Annotated in this window: 19 protein-coding genes and 2 pseudogenes; 10 read left to right on the top strand and 11 right to left on the bottom strand. The window is 56.2% G+C overall.

Features of this window, described 5'->3' with window-relative positions:
* Window positions 1–32: 32 nt before the first annotated feature.
* A complete protein-coding gene (locus B3N48_RS17550) occupies window positions 33–254 on the bottom strand; it encodes a hypothetical protein (RefSeq protein WP_296185849.1) in 222 nt (73 codons plus the stop codon).
* Between B3N48_RS17550 and B3N48_RS17545 the strand changes: the two are divergent.
* From B3N48_RS17545 to B3N48_RS17525, 7 genes and pseudogenes are all read left to right on the top strand, one after another.
* Window positions 171–1,049: pseudogene (locus tag B3N48_RS17545) on the top strand (RHS repeat domain-containing protein); the annotation flags it as partial. The gene B3N48_RS17550 and the pseudogene B3N48_RS17545 overlap by 84 nt on opposite strands.
* A 30-nt stretch (window positions 1,050–1,079) precedes the next feature.
* A complete protein-coding gene (locus B3N48_RS26925) occupies window positions 1,080–1,424 on the top strand; it encodes an HNH/ENDO VII family nuclease (protein WP_414704254.1) in 345 nt (114 codons plus the stop codon).
* 9 nt (window positions 1,425–1,433) lie between these two features.
* Window positions 1,434–1,904 (top strand): SMI1/KNR4 family protein, encoded by a 471-nt coding sequence (locus B3N48_RS17540; protein ID WP_296185847.1) that lies wholly within the window; start codon window positions 1,434–1,436, stop codon window positions 1,902–1,904.
* A 109-nt stretch (window positions 1,905–2,013) separates the two neighbouring features.
* Window positions 2,014–2,262 carry an HNH endonuclease signature motif containing protein gene (locus B3N48_RS26735; protein ID WP_349677029.1) on the top strand — a complete coding sequence of 83 codons (249 nt, stop codon included), beginning with the start codon at window positions 2,014–2,016 and terminating at the stop codon, window positions 2,260–2,262.
* On the top strand, window positions 2,252–2,632 hold the full coding sequence (locus B3N48_RS17535) for a YrhA family protein (RefSeq protein ID WP_296185845.1): 381 nt from the start codon (window positions 2,252–2,254) through the stop codon (window positions 2,630–2,632). Before B3N48_RS26735 ends, B3N48_RS17535 begins: the two co-directional genes overlap by 11 nt.
* Window positions 2,633–2,843: 211 nt before the next feature.
* A complete protein-coding gene (locus B3N48_RS17530) occupies window positions 2,844–3,530 on the top strand; it encodes a hypothetical protein (protein ID WP_296185842.1) in 687 nt (228 codons plus the stop codon).
* A 133-nt stretch (window positions 3,531–3,663) separates the two neighbouring features.
* Window positions 3,664–4,129 (top strand): annotated as a pseudogene (locus tag B3N48_RS17525) (type IV secretion protein Rhs); the annotation flags it as partial.
* Between the two features lie 85 nt (window positions 4,130–4,214).
* Here B3N48_RS17525 and B3N48_RS17520 read toward each other — a convergent pair.
* Window positions 4,215–4,988 carry a helix-turn-helix transcriptional regulator gene (locus tag B3N48_RS17520; protein WP_296185840.1) on the bottom strand — a complete coding sequence of 258 codons (774 nt, stop codon included), beginning with the start codon at window positions 4,986–4,988 and terminating at the stop codon, window positions 4,215–4,217.
* A gap of 102 nt (window positions 4,989–5,090) precedes the next feature.
* Between B3N48_RS17520 and B3N48_RS17515 the strand changes: the two genes are divergently transcribed.
* Window positions 5,091–6,170, top strand: a complete 1,080-nt coding sequence (locus B3N48_RS17515; protein ID WP_296185838.1) for a zinc-binding alcohol dehydrogenase family protein — start codon at window positions 5,091–5,093, stop codon at window positions 6,168–6,170.
* Between the two features lie 126 nt (window positions 6,171–6,296).
* Here the strand turns inward: B3N48_RS17515 and B3N48_RS17510 are convergent, their stop codons facing one another.
* From B3N48_RS17510 to B3N48_RS17500, 3 genes are all read right to left on the bottom strand, one after another.
* Window positions 6,297–7,055 carry an HpcH/HpaI aldolase family protein gene (locus tag B3N48_RS17510; RefSeq protein WP_296185836.1) on the bottom strand — a complete coding sequence of 253 codons (759 nt, stop codon included), beginning with the start codon at window positions 7,053–7,055 and terminating at the stop codon, window positions 6,297–6,299.
* A complete protein-coding gene (locus B3N48_RS17505) occupies window positions 7,045–8,385 on the bottom strand; it encodes an MFS transporter (RefSeq protein ID WP_296185835.1) in 1,341 nt (446 codons plus the stop codon). Before B3N48_RS17505 ends, B3N48_RS17510 begins: the two co-directional genes overlap by 11 nt.
* Before the next feature lie 782 nt (window positions 8,386–9,167).
* Complete coding sequence (locus tag B3N48_RS17500; protein WP_349677028.1) at window positions 9,168–9,983, bottom strand: SDR family NAD(P)-dependent oxidoreductase; 816 nt, start codon at window positions 9,981–9,983, stop codon at window positions 9,168–9,170.
* Between the two features lie 48 nt (window positions 9,984–10,031).
* Here B3N48_RS17500 and B3N48_RS17495 point away from each other — a divergent pair, with 48 nt between their 5' ends.
* Window positions 10,032–10,409, top strand: a complete 378-nt coding sequence (locus tag B3N48_RS17495; protein WP_296185832.1) for a winged helix-turn-helix transcriptional regulator — start codon at window positions 10,032–10,034, stop codon at window positions 10,407–10,409.
* A 233-nt stretch (window positions 10,410–10,642) separates the two neighbouring features.
* Here the strand turns inward: B3N48_RS17495 and B3N48_RS17490 are convergent, their stop codons facing one another.
* The 4 genes from B3N48_RS17490 to B3N48_RS17475 all read right to left on the bottom strand — a co-directional run bounded on the left by B3N48_RS17490 (window position 10,643) and on the right by B3N48_RS17475 (window position 14,664).
* Window positions 10,643–11,650 carry a transketolase family protein gene (locus B3N48_RS17490; protein ID WP_296185831.1) on the bottom strand — a complete coding sequence of 336 codons (1,008 nt, stop codon included), beginning with the start codon at window positions 11,648–11,650 and terminating at the stop codon, window positions 10,643–10,645.
* Entirely contained in the window at window positions 11,647–12,495 is an 849-nt protein-coding gene (locus B3N48_RS17485; RefSeq protein WP_296185829.1) for a transketolase, read from the bottom strand. The genes B3N48_RS17490 and B3N48_RS17485 overlap by 4 nt, the downstream gene beginning before the upstream one ends.
* 18 nt (window positions 12,496–12,513) lie before the next feature.
* Window positions 12,514–13,815, bottom strand: coding sequence for an MFS transporter (locus tag B3N48_RS17480; RefSeq protein ID WP_296185828.1), 1,302 nt, complete (start codon window positions 13,813–13,815; stop codon window positions 12,514–12,516).
* A gap of 99 nt (window positions 13,816–13,914) precedes the next feature.
* Window positions 13,915–14,664: an SDR family NAD(P)-dependent oxidoreductase gene (locus tag B3N48_RS17475; protein WP_296185827.1), complete on the bottom strand. Its 750-nt coding sequence runs from the start codon at window positions 14,662–14,664 to the stop codon at window positions 13,915–13,917.
* A 189-nt stretch (window positions 14,665–14,853) separates the two neighbouring features.
* Between B3N48_RS17475 and B3N48_RS17470 the strand changes: the two genes are divergently transcribed.
* Window positions 14,854–15,771 carry a LysR substrate-binding domain-containing protein gene (locus B3N48_RS17470; protein WP_296185824.1) on the top strand — a complete coding sequence of 306 codons (918 nt, stop codon included), beginning with the start codon at window positions 14,854–14,856 and terminating at the stop codon, window positions 15,769–15,771.
* Between the two features lie 70 nt (window positions 15,772–15,841).
* On the opposite strand, the gene B3N48_RS17465 is transcribed toward B3N48_RS17470, so the two are convergent.
* Window positions 15,842–16,303 carry a RidA family protein gene (locus B3N48_RS17465; RefSeq protein ID WP_296185822.1) on the bottom strand — a complete coding sequence of 154 codons (462 nt, stop codon included), beginning with the start codon at window positions 16,301–16,303 and terminating at the stop codon, window positions 15,842–15,844.
* Between the two features lie 421 nt (window positions 16,304–16,724).
* Complete coding sequence (locus tag B3N48_RS17460) at window positions 16,725–17,300, bottom strand: chlorite dismutase (RefSeq protein ID WP_296185819.1); 576 nt, start codon at window positions 17,298–17,300, stop codon at window positions 16,725–16,727.
* Window positions 17,301–17,592 lie beyond the last annotated feature (292 nt).

Genomic DNA, 17,592 nt, shown 5'->3' with positions numbered 1-17,592 from the left:
AGTCGTCATGTCGTGCGTCATGAAGTTCACCCCTAGGCTCCGTTGCGGGCGAGGTCGCCAGTCGCTACGTCGTCGGTCCGGCCATCGAGGGTGCGACCGGCGGGCTGACCGGTAAACCCGTCGAGCCGATCATCGGACACAAGGTTATTCCCGATGAAACCGACTTCAGCGAATACGACCACGCGGGCGAACTTACCCGCACCCTCGACAAGCTGCGCGGCGAGGTCAAGTACGAATACGAAGCCAACGGCCAACTACACAGCCGCGACACCGACAAGCTCGTCGATAGCGAAGAATTCAGGTACGACGCTGCCGCGAACAGGCTGAACTTCAATACCAGCCAGTTCGACTAGGTCAAAGACAACCGCATCAAGCGCTGGCGCGATCAGGAATATGCCTACGATGCGTGGGGCAATCTGATTGAAAAGCGGGTAGGGCTGGGCAAGCTGCAGACATTCAGCTACGACTGCGAAAACCGTTTGGTCAAAGCTGAAACGCTTGTTAACGGCAAGCTTAAGAGCGTCGGCATCTACCGCTACGACAGCCTTGGACGGCGCATCGGCAAGACTTCCGAGATAAACGGCCAGACCGAACACAAGCATTTCCTCTGGCAGGGTCTGCGGATGCTGCGCGAAGAAACGCCGTGGCAGAGCAGTCTTTATGTCTACGAGCCTGGCAGCTATGCGCCTCTGGCGCGAGTGGACCAAAACGAAGGCGAAGAGGAGAAAAAGCTTTACTACTTCCACACCGACCAGATCGGCACGCCGCTGGAAATGACCGATGTTGATGGAAGCATTGTCTGGCAGGCGACGTACAAGGCGTGGGGCGAGGTTGAAGCGCTGACCGTGAGTGACGTCGAGCAGAATCTGCGTTTTCAGGGTCAGTACTTCGACGATGAGACGGGGCTGCACTACAACACGTTTCGGTATTACGACCCGCAGGTAGGGCGGTTTATAACGCAGGATCCGATTGGGTTGTCTGGCGGAAAAAATTTATACGGTTATGCTCCAAATGCGAATGGTTGGGTAGATCTGTTGGGCCGGGCGTGCTGGAGCCCGAAAAATGTCGCAGGCAGGAAGGTGTATCAGAGGAGCGATATCTTCGATCCTCATTACGCTGACGATTTAGGGAGGACGAACCTTCAAAGGATGCGAAAAGGAGATGCACCGATCGGAACCGATGGGAAAGAAGTAAATCTTCACCATTTAACTCAAGATGAGCCTGGTTCCATGGCCGAGGTCTTGAGCAGTTTCCATTCTAAGAACGATCGAGTGCTACAGATTTACTCCAATCAATGGGACAAAAGTTGGGTAGGGTCCGACGGTCTGCGGCGAGTTTATAGCAGCGCGCCGCAAAGTATGAACCGTGGTCCTTTCAATATTTGGAAAAAGACATATTGGAAAGAGCGATCTTTAGATTTTTGAGAGGTGAAGATGACTTACGTTGATGTTATTGAGAATGAAATGAAGCTGAGCGGTGACGAGCCTGCATTTGCTGGAGGTGCCAGTGATCAGATGATTGCCGATTTTGAAGGGGTATTAGGGGTCAAATTTCCTCCCTCCTATAAATTGTTTCTCAAAAAAATCGGTGCGTTATCTTTTGGTGGTGACACATATTATGGTATTACTAAAAGCGGGCTCACAGCCAAGGCCGTTCCCAGCGTATTGTTTGCGACACGGGATGCTCGAGCCGTGGGAGATGCGGATTCAACGATGATCGTAGTCAAGGCGTCGGGCTACGGCCCTATATTTTCAATCGACACATCTCAATTAAGTCCGTCAGGCGAGTCGCCTATAGTGCAGACGGAACTTTCCTTTAAACGAGATGGCGTCAAGACAGTTTTGTATGACAGTTTTGAAGCATTTTTTTGCGATACTGTTCGCACTGCAATAGCGGAACTTTGATATCTCTGGACACGCTTACCGCCAGCATTATTTGAAAAATCTTTCCGAAGACCCAGAGAATATAACAACGCTGAAAAACTCAGGGTTTACTAATGCAGAAGTGGCTAGGATGCAAGCAGGAAAGCTGCCTAACGAGGACTGGCAAGTACATCATGTTAAACCATTAGATGATGGAGGTACCAATTCATACGATAACTTAGTGCTTATAAAAAACGAGCCCTACCATAAGGTTTTGACTAACGCTCAACGAACTCTTACAGGGAAAACGACTCTTGGCGAAAGTAAGGTTGTTGAGTGGCCTATGATTGACGGTGATATATCCTCCGCCACTACTTTGAGGTCTGATTATGAACTCTAATGTCAAAGATAAGTTAACGTTAATAGCGAAAAAAAAATCTGAAGAAGGTCGTTTTTTACCAGACGGAATAGATGAGGGTGAGCTATCTGTATTTTTAGATTCGTGTAAGACAGAGTTGGGGCGCGAGCCGCCTCGGGATTACCTTGAGTTCCTGAAACTCCACAATGGGCTGACTGTGGAAGGCGTATTTTTTTACTCTACCAAACGCCTCCCGATAGTGGGGAGCACAGCCAAAACTTTAGCATTCGTTGAAATGAATGTTATTTCTCGTGACGTAGAAGAGTTGAAAGGATTTTTCGTCTTCGGCGATAGTGATCAAGATGAGTATGTTTTGGATTTTTTCCAACGGTATGTATCAAGTTCGCGATAAGCAGGCGTTTGATAATGTCTACGAAGAGTTTGAGCGTTTCGACGATTTATTGCTATTCATGCTTGATATAGCTTTGAGGAGGATTGGTTAGATTTTAGCCTGTGTAGATATATCTTAGACTTTTTTACATTGCGGAAGGCAATAGGACCAGGCTTGAGATTCAATATCCTATATAAAGCCCGTTTGATAGATATAAGATGTAGGAGCTGAAATGAAAAATATAGAGAGTATAAAGCAATCTGTGAGGGCTGAGCTCTCGGGCTATGATGTTTACTTCTCTCTAGATGAGCTGCCTTCCAATATAAAAATACCAGAAAGTTGGTTCGGATTTGGCTTGCAACCCGCGTCTTCTGTCTGGTTCCCTAGCGAGTGGAAAAAATTCTCATCTGTACTACCCACCGTTTATAAATGGCTTAATAGATGTGTCATTGGCACTGCGCTCGCTTCAGCTGATGAAAACTATTTGGTTTACATCTATCGCGAGGATAATCAACTGGGTCTTTACTTGGGTGGAGAACCCGTTGCTCATGGAGAGATGACGCCTAATCTGTCCATGCTTCCGTTTTCAGTTAGAAATTTCTATACAAGACTTCACAATGGTTTTTATTTTTATGTTGATTTGTCTATGGGGCCTTCTCGTCTTCAGGATTTTGTGAATATAGATGACTTTGCTGATGATGAAGTTGCGGTAGTTACTGGTTTGGTCAGTTTCTTTTCCAATGGCGCTGGCGACTATATAGCTGTAACTAGCCATCTTTCAGATGCCGAGTTCTATATTTGGTGGCACGAACAACAGGAATCACCGGAGCCGAACGTTGATGCTTGGGCGGTGATTGATGCATGGATGGGGATTTTCTTGGAAAATTCTGACTCTAACGAAAGTATCATCGGCTCTTAAGTTGGCTTCTTAAGCAAGCAGTGCTAAGCGAGAACGTTATCTTCAATGAATCTTGGCTAACCCGGAAACTCAGCCTGGAAAATCGCACAGATCAAGTACGATGACTGCCCGCAGGGAGTGTAGGCCGGCTTAGCCGGACGGCAGCGTCTGGAAGGCGCGCCACGACGACAAGGGCAACCTCATCGCCGAAATCGATGCACTCGGCCACAAAACCGAGTACCTCAACGGCGACGACGGCCTGCCACACACCATCATCGACGCGACACATAAATCCAAATACCTGTGGTGGAACGGCTTGGCGCAGGTCGAGCGCTTTCAGGACTGTTCGGGCAAAAGCACCTTCTACACCTACGACGACCGCGCTCATCTGGTTGCTGTCACTGATGCGTTTAATCAAACGACCCGCCTCGAACGCAAACCCGACGGCGAAGTGATGCGCATCGATCATCCGGACGGTACTGCCGAATCCTTTACCTACAACGCACTCGGCTAGGTCCTTTCGCACACTTAAGCGCATCGACAACCTGTCGCGCCGTTTCAGCTACAACCTCGGCGGGCATCTGACGCGCGTCGATGAAATCGGCTACGGCAATCAAGCCCATTGACCCGTGTCGACCAACACGAAGGGGAGGAGCAGCACAGGCGACTGGACTAGCGCTCATGCAACGCTGCTCCGTCTCTGACTCAGGCCACCGGCATGTATAACGCCACTCGCAGCTGAGGTGCGTCCGCCGGGTGCATGCTGAGGTATTCGAATATGTGAAGGTTGCCAGACTGATCGCGCAGGTGTTTGCGCCCGGTGCCCTGGGTGATGATGTCGTGCCGCTGCCACCAACTGGCGAAGCACGCAGAGGCATTGTTGAGGTCGCTGATGAGGGCATCGAATGCCTGCGAGCCGGCATGCTGGTCGTACAGTCTGCGGAATTTGCCAACCATTCGCTGCGCCTCGTCGGTCCAGGTATCACCGAACACCTGCTGGGCCATGTCATCCAGCAGCATATAGCGCAGCAGGTTGACACTTTCGCCCGGCTGACCGCCGAAATCACCAAACACCGCTGCCGCCGCGTCGTTCCAGGTCAGCAGGTCCCAACGCTCGTTGACCACGTAAGCCGGGTATTGCCAATGTTCGACCATGCGTGTCAGCGCGGCAGGCACCTGTGCTGCCGGTAAAGCGGGGGCGGGGTGGGGCTGGATGAGCAATTGCAGATGCGCGTACTCAGCCGGGGCGAGCCGCAGCGCGTGGGCGAGGGCATTGAGGGTCTGGATCGACGGCGACCCAACCCGGCCCTGTTCCAGACGGGTGTACCAATCGACGCTGATACCTGCAAGCTCGGCCACCTCTTCACGACGCAGTCCGGGCGCGCGGCGGCGCATGCCACTGGACAGACCGACGACGTCAGGTGTCAAGCCCTCACGGCGGGAGCGAAGAAACAGGCCCAGTTCTCGGCGTCGGCTCATGGCGGAGTATCGAAGGGGGGAGTGGGCAATCCTAGGTTAAGCGCCGCCCTTGTTACAAGCGCCGCCTCGCGCACACTGGCCCTTTACTCAAAGGAGACAACTATGCGCGCCGCCATTTTGAAATCGTTGGATCAGCCCCTGGTCGTTGAGTCCGTGCCTGCACCCCGTCATGGGAGCGGAGAAGTACTGGTAAAGGTCGTGGCCGCTCCGGTATTGGCCTACGCCAATGAAGTGTTTGACGGTACTCGCCGTTACAACATCGAGCTGCCGCTCATACCGGGCTGCGGCGCGGTCGGTCAGGTGTTGGAAACGGGGCCGGACGCGACACGGCTGCGTCGCGGAGACTGGGTGTTCTGCGACCCCACCGTGCGTTCCCGGGATGATGCGCTCATGCCGGACATCGTGCTGCAAGGCTGGAGCGCTCGAGGCGACGGCGGCCTGCATCTGCATCGTTACTACCATGATGGGCCGTTTGCGGAAGTCATGCGGGTGCCCACTGAAAACGCCGTACCCATAGGCGATATCCCGGCAGAAGACGCGCCTGCGTGGTGTGCGCTCAATACCTTGCTCATCCCTTATGGGGGTTGGCTGGCGGCGGGTCTGAAGCCGGGCGAAACCGCGCTGGTCAGCGGCGCGACTGGGCACTTCGGCAGTGCTGCTACGCTGGTGGCGCTTGCGATGGGTGCTGCACGCGTTATGACGCCTGGGCGTAATGCCGATACCCTGGCCGACCTGGTTCGGCGCTTCGGCGACCGGGTAGTGCCGGTGATGCTCAGCGGCGACGAAGCGCGTGATCGAAATGCGATGCAGGCTGCTGCGCAGGGGCCAATCGATTGCGTTATGGACATACTCCCGCCCTCAGTCACAACGTCCACGGTGCGTGCGGCGGTCATGACGGTGCGGCCCTATGGCCGGGTGGTCTTGATGGGCGGTGTGGGCATGCTGGGCGGCGATGACCTGCCGCTTCCCTATCCCTGGCTCATGCGCAATAACATTACCCTGATGGGCCAATGGATGTACCCGCGCAGTGCCGTGGCGACCCTCGTGGGGCTGATCCGCGCACACTTGCTACCGCTGAGTCACTACGCGGTCAGCACCTTTGCGCTTGCATCAGTCAATGAAGCGGTCGGGCATGCGGCGAGCAATGCTGGTGCTTTTCGCATGACCGTGCTTCAACCCTGAGGCGTCTGAAATGACACACCGCTCGGTGGCTGCTCATGCTACGCGCCAGCGCACGGCGTGAGCCCAGCCCCGGTACGATGAGCAGTGCGGCGTCGACGGGTCAGAGTCGAACGATTATTTGTAAGGTCAGCCCCTGGCTGACTGCACCTCGGACGCCAACACGGCCTTGAGCAGATTGGCGTCGTGGTTCGGCACAACAAAGTCGAAGCCCTGCGCCGCATAACGTGCAGCGACCGCACCCGATGTGCAGAAAATGCCGATGTGCTTTCCAGCCTTGGCCGCCGCCTGTCGGCATCGCTCGATGGCTGCAAGCACATCAGGGTCGACGGGGTCGCCCACCGGCCCCTTGCCCAGCGCTAATCCAAGATCTGCCGGACCGATGAAAATGCCCTGAATGCCCTCGACGGCGAGAATGTCCTCAACCGCCTCAAGTCCGGGCAGGGTCTCGATCATGGCCAGGCGCACGATCGTCTGATCGGCGTGCTTGAAATAATCCGCACCGCCGTAGAGCAGGCCACGGGTGGGGCCAAAGCTTCGAGTACCCGTGGGCGGGTAGTGCGTCGCGTCGACAAACGCCTGCGCCTGCTGGACATTGTCGACCATCGGGCAAATCAGCCCATAGGCACCGGCGTCGAGTGCCTTCATCATGATTGCCGGATCGCAAGACGGCACCCTTACGAAGGGTGTGGCCGGGGTGGCAGAGATGGCTTGCAACATGCCGATCATCTGTTGGACGTCGGTCATGCCATGTTGCAGGTCGACGGTCACGCAGTCCACGCCACTGCACCCCACGATTTCCGCGCTGTAGGTGTTGCCGATCGCCAGCCAGCCTGATACGGCGGCTCGGCCCTGTGCCCAGCACTCAAGTACATTGTTAGGACGCATCGGGTGTCTCCCTGGATTCGATGAAGTGAACAGCGCGTGGCAAGCCCCACGCAATGAGCAAGGCAGCTACGCCACACACCGCTGCGATTGCATACAGTCCCATGGATGCGCTTCCGGTGAGGTCTTTGACCCGGCCGACCATATAGGGCGCAAACACACCGCCGAGCTGCCCGATGGAATTGATGAGCGCAATGCCGCCAGCAGCGGCAACACCCGTAAGCACGCGGGGCGGGTAAACCCAGAAAAGAGCGAATGACGAGATCAGACCTGTTGTCGCGATGCTCAGACCGATCAGCAGGAGCAGCGTGCTGTCGCCAAACGTCGCGCACACGACATAGCCCACCAACCCTGCCACCACGCATCCGACCAGATGCCAGCGCCGTTCGCCTGTGCGATCCGAATGCCTGCCGATCAGCACAATGCCTATGATGGCAGCGCAGTAGGGCAGCATGGTGATCAGGCCGATCTCAAATGGATCGGCACTGCCGGCGGTCCTCACCAGTTGCGGCATCCAGAAGAAAATCCCGTAGATACCCGCGCACAGCCCCAGATAGATCAGTGACAGCATGTAGGTGACGGGCTGACGGAGGGCAGCGCCGAAGGAGTGCGAGGTGTGGACTTTATGCTCGCGATTCAGGGCGTTGGAGAGCATGGTTTTTTCGTGAACACTTAGCCATTTTGCGTCTTCTATCCGATCGTCGAGCATGAACAGCACGACAAATCCGAGGATGATCGATGGCAGCCCCTCGAGCAGAAACAACCACTGCCAGCCCGATAAACCCTGAACGCCGGCCAGGTACTTCATGATGCCGCCGGCAAGCGGACCGCCGAGAATTCCGGACAGCGCGCTGGCACCGAAGAAGAACGAATTGATCCGCCCGCGTTGCTTGGCCGGAAACCATTGCATGAAGAAGTAAATAACGCCCGGCACGAATCCGGCCTCAAGGACGCCCAGTAAAAATCTCAATATGTAGAACACCGTCTCAGTCTGCACGAACATCATCCCCGACGAGGCCATGCCCCAGGTGATCATGATCCGGGCTATCCATCGCCGTGCGCCGACACGCACCAAAATGAGATTGCTGGGTATCTCGAACAGCAGATAGCCCACGAAAAACATGCTCGCGCCCAAGCCATACGCTGCATCACTGAGTCCGAGTTCGGACTGCATTTGCAGTTTGGCGAAGCTGATGTTCACGCGGTCGAAATAAGCAACGATGAAGCAGGTCATGATCAGCGGCACGATGCGCCACGCAACCTTGCGTAACAGGCGTTGTTCCTCTTCGGCAACAGGCGTTGCCAGATTCGCTGTGAGTGATGGAGCTTCCATATGTCCTCGCGGCTTTTATAGTTATTGGATAGGTGGGTGAGGCACAGTGAGGGGGCGGGCCACCCTTGGAGAGTGAGCATCGCATACGTATGCAACGTCGCAAAAATTAGGCGGATGGCCTGGATCTGTCAAGCATTCTGAGGCCTGGTCCGAAGTGCGCGAGCTTGCTTGCGCTGCGTTGACGAATGCCGATCGAGTGAATCGGCTGAGACGGAAAGTTTGGGTGCCCGCTAAGATAGAGGGCCGGATATCCGCCATACCCCCCCCCCAGTGCGATCCAGGCCGGATATCTGCTCAGCCCGCCCGTGGGTGCCGGCGAAGTCGCTACGCTGTTGAAAGCGTGGAGGCGGCTTAGCAAAAATCAGGAGAGGACACGTCCGTTCCGATCGCTGTGTGAGTAGACGTTCCTGGCTTGCTGATGTGATTGAACAGACAGTCAGCAAGGTAATCCTCATTGATTCCAATCAGGATTTAATCCGGCTCAATTCTCGATAAGCTTTATATAAGCATTAGTCATATTGCAAGCGAGTACCTGAGGCAGATCGCGCACGGCAGCGCTGTTGCGTCGTCCCCAAACCTGAAGCATGCAACCTCCTTGTTGACCGTCCCAAGCGACAGAGCTTATGCGGATGCAGATGCAGATGCAGATGCAGAATGGTGTGCTGCCATGCCTCGCAATCCTATCCGAACCGCGCGGTTTTGGACGATACGCGATGAGGCATCCCCGGATGCTAGCTACGAGGTGTGTTCAGCAGACGCTTACACGTCGTCAAGCAGCAATATCAGAGAACTGGAGAAAGGCCGCCATCGATCCTCAGATTGGTGCCCGTGATGTACCCCGCAACCGGGCTCGCAAGGAATGCAACGGCTGCTGCGATTTCCTCCAACCGACCGACCCGACCTACAGGAACCTGAGCAAACAGTGGCAGGACATGACGTTCGATGTCTTCCCATGGCGCATCTTTGCTGCACAAGCCTCGCTCCTCGGCCACCTCGCGAAAACGCGCATCAAGAGTCGAGCTGTGGATGGTGCCAGGCGAGATGGCATTGACCGTCACCCCGTCAGCTGCGACTGCTTTGGCCATGGATGCAGTCATTGCGTTGATCGCCGCTTTACAGGCTGAATAATCTGGCGCAGTGGGCGGCGGCATCGTTGCGGCAAGGCTGGAGATACTGATCACCCGGCCCCATTTCGCTTCCTGCATTCGGGGTAATAGCCGACTGGTGACCCTGAGGGCCGCAAGAACATTTCGGTCATAAGCAGATGCCCATGAGGCAGGCTGCGTATCCAACCAGCTCTCTTTAGCGCCACCTGAGCCGCCAGCGTTATTTATCAATATATCTATCGATCCAACGAGCTTTTGGGCGGACTCGATCAACTGCTGCACTTGGTCATCGTGCGTAAGATCGCCCACCACGGCATGGGCACATCCGCCTGAGGCAATGATCTCATTGGCCACTCTTTCCACTTGAGCTGCGTCGCGACCATGGATAACGACAGTGGCTTTTTCAAAGGCCAGTTTCTTGGCAATTGCTTCGCCAATCCCTTTGCTGCTGCCGGTTACCAGTGCATTCTTACCGCTCAAACTCAAGTCCACGTGCCGTTCCTCTTTTACAATGCCGTTAATTTCCCAAGGTAGGGCGAGATGATGGACAAAACCAGTACGCACCTTTTTGTGCCTATCCCTCAGGAGGAGCGCGAAATCTGCCTTGGGGCCAATGGTTCAGTCGCGCACGTGACGCGCGTGATCCGCATGATCCAGGGGCGCTGGAAGTTGCCCATTCTTTTCAGGCTCTACGCCGATCCCTCAATACGCACATTGCAGCTGAAGCGGGATTTACCAGGCGTCACGCAAAAAGTACTCACGGAGCAACTGCGGCAGTTGGCCAATGATGGTCTGATTGAGCGGATTGATTTTGGCGAGCTGCCTCGCAGGGTCGAATATCAGCTCTCGGAAATGGGTAGGCAGCTTCTACCCGTGCTCATAGCCACACGTAAGTTTTCGGTAAGCCACCCGGTCTAAACTGCAATAAAAAAACCAGGGTGTGATCCGCACACGCTTAAGACGTGTCGCCAGTTACTGCAAGATTTCACCCTTGGCCACGGCTCCCTTGTTTGCGTTGTCAACGGGGCCATTCCACATCGAGACAGCACCAGCGCTAACGAGAGGGTGACCCAAAGGATCGTAGGCCAAAGTGACAGCCTACGATCATTCTTATTCTCTCAGCGTGGGGCTCAATGATGTCCGGCAGCTGTTTACAACCAGCCTTTGATTTGCGCACACACCGCGTCGGTGGAAATGCCATAGCGATCATGCAACGTTGGTAAGGCGCCGGCATCGAGGAAGGCGTCGGGCAGGGCGATCTGGCGGAAGGTCGGGGTTACGCCATTGCGCAGCAGCAGGCCTGCCACGGCTTCGCCCAGCCCGCCGATGATCGAATGGTTTTCAGCCGTCACCACCAGCCGCCCTGACTTGCGTGCTTCGGCCAGAATCGTCTGCGCGTCCAGAGGTTTGATGGTCGGCACGTGCAGCACCGCCACGTCGACGCCATCCTTTTGCAGCTGGGCCGCGGCCTCCAGCGAACGCATGGTCATGAGGCCCGTGGAGATGATCAACACGTCCTTGCCGGTGCGCAGGGTTTTGGCCTTGCCGATCTCGAACGTGTAACCGTACTCATCCAGCACCAGCGGCACGTTGCCACGCAGCAGGCGCATGTACACCGGCCCGGGGTGGGCGGCGATGGCGGGCACGGCCTGTTCGATTTCCAGGGCGTCGCAAGGATCAACGATCATCAGGTTGGGCATGGCGCGGAAAATCGCCAGATCATCCGTGGCCTGGTGGCTCGGGCCGTAACCTGTGGTCAGTCCCGGCAGACCGCAGACGATTTTGACGTTGAGGTTCTCTTCGGCAATGGCCATGCAGATGAAGTCGTAGGCACGGCGTGAGGCGAACACCGCGTAAGTGGTGGCGAACGGCACGCAGCCTTCACGGGCCATACCAGCGGCGGCGCTCATCAGCAGTTGCTCGGCCATGCCCATCTGATAGAAACGTTCAGGGTGAGCTTTAGCGAAGATGTGCATATCGGTGTATTTCGACAAGTCTGCCGACAACCCGACGATGTCCGAACGCTGGTCAGCAAGCGCAGCCAACGCATGGCCAAAGGGTGCGGAGCGGGTGGCCTGGCCTTCGGACGCGATGGAGGCAATCATCGCGGAAGTGGTCAGGCGTTTTTTGCCACTCTCGGTATTGTTCACGCTGCTCATACGGTTCTCCCGACCTTCAGGTTTTCCAATGCCAGATCCCATTCGTTTTCATCGACGCGGATGAAGTGCGTCTTTTCACGGGTTTCGAGGAAGTCCACGCCCTTGCCCATCTTGGTGTCGCAGATGATTACCCGAGGCTGGGCGCCTTGATGATTGCGCGCGGCGTCAAAGGCGGAGACCAGCGCGCCGATGTCATTGCCGTCCACCCGTTGGGTGAACCAGCCAAAAGCCTGCCAGCGGTCAACGATCGGTTCGAACGCCAGTACCTCGCTGGAGTGACCGTCAGCCTGCTGGTTGTTGACGTCGATGATCGCGATCAGCTTGTCGAGCTTCCAGTGCGAGGCCGACATCGCTGCTTCCCAGGTCGAGCCCTCATTCAGCTCGCCATCGGAGAGCAGGTTGTATACGAATGAATCCGAATTTTTGCGCTTGAGCCCCAAGCACGCACCGACGGCGATGCCCAAGCCATGGCCAAGGGAGCCACCGGTGATTTCCATGCCCGGCGTGTAGGCCGCCATACCCGACATCGGCAGGCGGCTGTCGTCCGAGCCGTAGGTTTCCAGTTCGTCGAGCGGAATCACTCCGGCTTCGATTAGCGCGGCGTACAGGGCGATGGCGTAGTGACCAATCGACAGGTAAAAGCGGTCGCGTTCTTCCCACTCAGGGCTCTGCGGCTGATAGCGCAACGCGTGAAAGTACGACACCGCCAGCAGGTCGGCCGCGCCCAAGGCCTGGCCGACATAGCCCTGGCCCTGCACCTGGCCCATGCGCAGGGCATGGCGGCGAATGTTATAGGCGCGCTCTGCCAGTACCGAAAGCGCGGTATCGGGTGTATTAGCAGTCATGGTGATAACTCCGAGAACTCAACGATTGACCGAAGCGGCGGGGATGCGCAGAACCAGCGAGGCCCCGATAAACAGCACGCCGGTGATCAGGTACATGCCGATGGCGCTAGAACCGGTCGTGGTGGTGATCCAGCCGATCAGGTAGGGCGAGCAGAAGCCCGCAAGGTTGGCGAAGCTGTTGATCCCGGCGATACCTGCCGCCGCGGAGACTCCGCCGAGCAAAGTAGTGGGCAGCATCCAGAACAGGGACGACGCCGAGAGTACCCCGGCGGCCGCCAGGCACAGGCTGAGCACTGACATCACCAGGTTGCCGCCGAGAATGGCCGCGAGGGTGAGGCCGATGGCGCCTGCGATCATCGGCGCGACCAGGTGCCAGCGACGTTCGCGGTGCTTGTCACCGCTGCGGCCCATCAACAGCATGGCGACGATGGCACACATGTACGGCAGGCTGGTCAGCAGTCCGATGTGCAGAGGATCGGAGACACCTGCGTTGCGGATCAGCGTCGGCAGCCAGAAGGTAATGGCGTATTGGCCCATCACCACACAGAAGTAAATGCACGCCAGCAACCACAGGCGACGATCACGGATGAATTCGCGAGGCGAAGCGTGGGTGACTTTGCGGCTGTTGTCCTCAGCCAGTTCCTTGTTGACCAGCTCTTTTTCATCGTCGCTGAGCCAGGTCGCTTGATGCACGCCGTCCTTCAGATACGTGAGTACCAGCAGTCCGACGATAACGGTGGGCACTGCCTCGATGACGAACATCCACTGCCAGCCCGCCCAGCCATGGAAGCCTGCGAAGCTGTTCATGATCCAGCCCGACAGCGGGCCGCCGATCATCCCCGACAGCGGGATGGCGACGAACCACAGAACAGTCATCTTGGCGCGGCGATAGGATGGGAACCAGTAAGTCAGATACAGCAGCAGACCCGGGGCCAGACCTGCTTCAGCGATCCCCAGCAGAAAGCGCAGGGCGTAGAACTGCCAGGCGGTTTCGACGAAGGCGAAGAGGGCGGAAATGATGCCCCAGGAAATCATGATCCGGGCGATCCAGCGACGTGCGCCGACCTTGTGCAGGATCAGGTTGCTGGGCACCTCGCAGAGGAAATAACCAATAAAGAACATGCCCGCCCCAAGGCCGTATACGGTCTCGCTCAGGGACAGGTCGTTCATCATTTGCAGCTTGGCGAAGCCGACGTTGACGCGATCCAGATAGGCGCACAAGTAGCACAACATCAGGAACGGCATGAGCCGCCAAGCTGTTTTGCGATAAGCATTTGAGCGTACGGTCGAGACCGCATCGAGGGTCATGGTGGTTATCATGATGGTCTGATCTCTTGTTTTTATAGACCACCAGGCGGTCAGCCCGGTGAATCATCGATCCAGAACAATGCGAGCCGTGGGTAGCCCGCCCACTCAGCGTCAGTGAATCAGCATGCCGCCGTTCACGTCCAGAGTGATACCGGTGAGGTAGGAGGAGAGGTCGCTTGCCAGAAACAACGCGGCATTGGCCACGTCCTGAGCCGCACCCAGACGCCCTAAGGGAATGCCGTCGATGATGGCGTGACGGCGCTCATCTTGCATCAGGCCACCGGTGATGTCAGTGTGAATAAGGCCAGGCGTGATGGAGTTGACCCGGATCTGGTCGGGGCCGAACTCTCGGGCCATGGCTTTGCCCAGACCGAGTACACCCGCTTTGGCGGCGCTGTAATGCGGGCCACCGAAGATGCCGCCGCCGCGCTGAGCGGAGACCGACGACAGGCACACGATGCTGCCGGACGACTGGGCGCGCATCGTCGGGATAACTGCCTGTGACATCAACAGAGTGCCGCGCAGACTGACGTCCAACACTTTGTCGTAATCGGAAGGGCGAATGTCCAGGGTCTTGATGGGTTGAGTGATACCGGCGTTGTTGACCAGCACGTCGATGCGACCAAAGCGTTCCAGCACCTTGGCGACGGCATGTTTGACTTGAGTTTCATCCGCGACGTTAGCGGCTAAGCCCAGATGGCCTTCGCCCAGCGTGGCAGCAGCATCACGTGCTGCAGACTCATCAAGATCCAGAATGACGACATGGGCGCCGTGTTGGGCGAAGGTGACGGCAGTGGCGCGACCGATTCCACGTTCGGATGCCGCACCCGTAATGATTGCGACTTTGCCTTGAAGAAGCATGAGAGTTACCTCTGATTGTTTTTATGTTCGATTTCAGTAATCGATGATTCAGAGTGTTACGAGTCGGTTTGCTGAGCAATGATGCAAACGTCACTCGTAGCTGAAAAAAATTCACCTCTCGTCAAGCCGCAGTCCAGATGATTGAATGGGTTATCCCCAAAACACTGTAAAAACCGTACGGGAGCGTCCATGCCCCATGATCAATACCCGCCGTCAAACCTGCCACCGCTGAGAGCTATTCAAGCCTTCGAACAAACGGCCCGTTTCGGAAACCTCGCGCGTGCTGCAGAAGTCTTGGATCTGACGCCATCAGCAGTGAGTCATCAGTTGGCAAAACTGGAAGCGATGATTGGTCGTCAGCTATTCGTTCGAGCGGCCCGTGGCGTGACGCTTACCCCGGTTGGCCAGCAATATTTGAAAGACATTTCTGGCCTGTTGCATAGCCTGGAAATGGCGACAGAGCGTGCTACCAGTGACGTGAGCCTGGACTGCTTGCGCCTTCATTCATCGCCGAGCTTTGGACTGCTCTGGTTGATGCCCCGGCTGGAGGCGTTCCGCATCAGCCACCCGGATATTCAGATCAACCTGTCATGCTCGTACGAATCGTTGCATTTCAGCCGTGACAAAATCGACGTAGATATCCGCCATGGCCAACCCAACTGGCCGAGCTATGAAGTACGAACGGTACGCAATGAAACCTTTGCTGTTCTGGCATCTCCCAAATTGCTTGCGCGGCATCCGGTCATCAGTGCGACGGATATGCTTGAAAGGGATTTGATTCTCTCTGAGGCCACGCTGTTGAAGTGGCCAGAGTGGTTCGCTCAGCACGGGTTGGCCCGCCCGGAGCACCCGTATGCCCTGAGTTTTGACCGCTCATACATGACTCTAGAAGCCGCGAGTCATGGGCTGGGATTTGCTCTGGAAAGCACGTTGCTGGCCCAGAAATACCTGGCCTCGGGATCGCTTGTGGAGGTGGCACCCGAAAGCCTGACTGCGCCGGTGGCAGCTCATCACTTGGTATTTCCCAAGGCTCACTCGACGTTCCCAAGGGTCAGGAGGTTCCTCGAGTGGATGGAAGGGGAGTTGGGGCATGATTTCGTCTTTTGATGCGGCGAAGGCAGTGTAGGGCGTCGAACGTGAGATCAATGCGTGGCCCACTTGCAATGGCCTGAGTCGCTCAGCATTTGAGTTGGAAGACGCTGTCGATTTCCACAGGGATCGCGAAAGGTAATGTGTAAACACCAATCGCACTTCGCGCAGGTAGCAGGTTTTCACCGAAAACATCTCTTAGGACTTCACTCGCACCGTCCGCAACCTCGGGATGACGAACGAAGCGCTCATCAGCTTTCACATATACCGTCATGCGGGTACAGCGCAGGATGTTCTGCAGGCCACAGTATTGTTCGACAGCTGCAAGGATCAGTAGCGCGGTGATTCGCGCGGCGTGCTTCGCGTTCGGCAAGTCGATGTCTTGCCCCACGACTCCGGTCAAAGGTTTTCCATCCACGATCGGCCCGAGGCCAGAGACGTAAAGTTCCCCATTCGTTTCAACAACGGAGTGGTAAAGCCCTTTGGCTGGGAGTGCCGGTGGCAATACCAATCCTGCCTTTTCCAATCGCTCAAGAATGTGTTTGTCCATTGACTTGGCTCTTCTCTCATGAGGTGGGTGAAGATTGCAGGAAGCGAACACGATCATGCATGCCCGCCCAATGACTCAAGCGACCTTGGAGCATCGCACCCAGGTTGTGAGTTCAACGCTAAGGCGCGAGAGTTCTGCACTTGCGTCAGTGCCTGATCCGCTGTGGACTTCGTCGACGATTTCGTCGAGCCGTTTAATCTCTCAGTGAAAAGCTTCGACTGCTGTGTCTTGGGCCGAACGATCAAACTCGTTTTCTTGAAACCGTATCTTGGCTATCTGACTGTCCAAGGAAATGCTATCCACCAGTGACTGGCTTCGTGAGGCCAACTGGTTGGCGTTATAGAGGCGCTCCACGTCAGCAGTGCGGTCAGTAGCAGCACGGCTCCAAAACCCGCTACCAATTTACCTCTCACGGATGTGTTCATGATGCGTCAGCCTGCACCATTCGGATGTCGACCTCACGCTCAACGAACTGCCATTCCACTGAGCGACGTAGCGATTTCAACAGTTCGTCAAATGCAGGAGTGTCTTGCGGGGCAAATTCAAACCAGGTAATGAAGTCAAACGGTTGTGAGTGTGCAAGATCTCGACAATGGTACAAGCGTCGCGCAATTGCCGGCAGGTACTTCATGCCGATGGCGATGTGGTTCGATTGTTCTTCGACGATGGTTCTGCGTTCATCCTGAGTCAGTCCCCACCAACCTGAATGCTTACGGAGCGCGATCAGCGCTGCACAGGTCGCTGATGAGCGACCGAGGTCAGGCTGGCGAGCCGTCAAGGCTGTTTTCTCATCGCGGGTTACGTAACGATCGTTGCTGGTGATCCCTTGTAGCTGCCAGGCAGAAACGTATTGGAGGGGCGCTGTACAGCTGCCTACAACCTCGAGCCTTGACGCGGTTGGCAATGGCGCACCAACCAGGTTGGTGTTGCTTCGTATCTGCCAGGGCCCCTGTTCCCCAGCGATGAAATTAAACAACCGTTGCGACGTTGCGGTCATCAGAAATGCTCATAAATACTGCACGGGTTTCCATGCACCGAGTGGATGAACGTTGTAAACGACGCCTGGCATCGCCAGACACTTCATCATCTTCCCTAAGTCATGAACGGAGCCTCCCAGCGCGATCAATTGGACTTCCGCATGGGTAAGCCCCGCCTCTGGTGCCAGCAGTGAGCAATATTGGAAACCCGCCAGAGATGCCCACCGGTATAGGGATCACGCGCTTCAACAAGCGAGGTCATGGATAGCAGGCTGGCTAGTAGCGGCGGATCAATATTGATCGACGGTGGTA

The sequence above is a fragment of the Pseudomonas sp. UBA1879 genome (assembly GCF_002338065.1).
GTDB lineage: Bacteria > Pseudomonadota > Gammaproteobacteria > Pseudomonadales > Pseudomonadaceae > Aquipseudomonas.
Note: the sequence above shows the minus strand (reverse complement) of the source record. Positions and strands in the feature narration are given on the sequence as shown.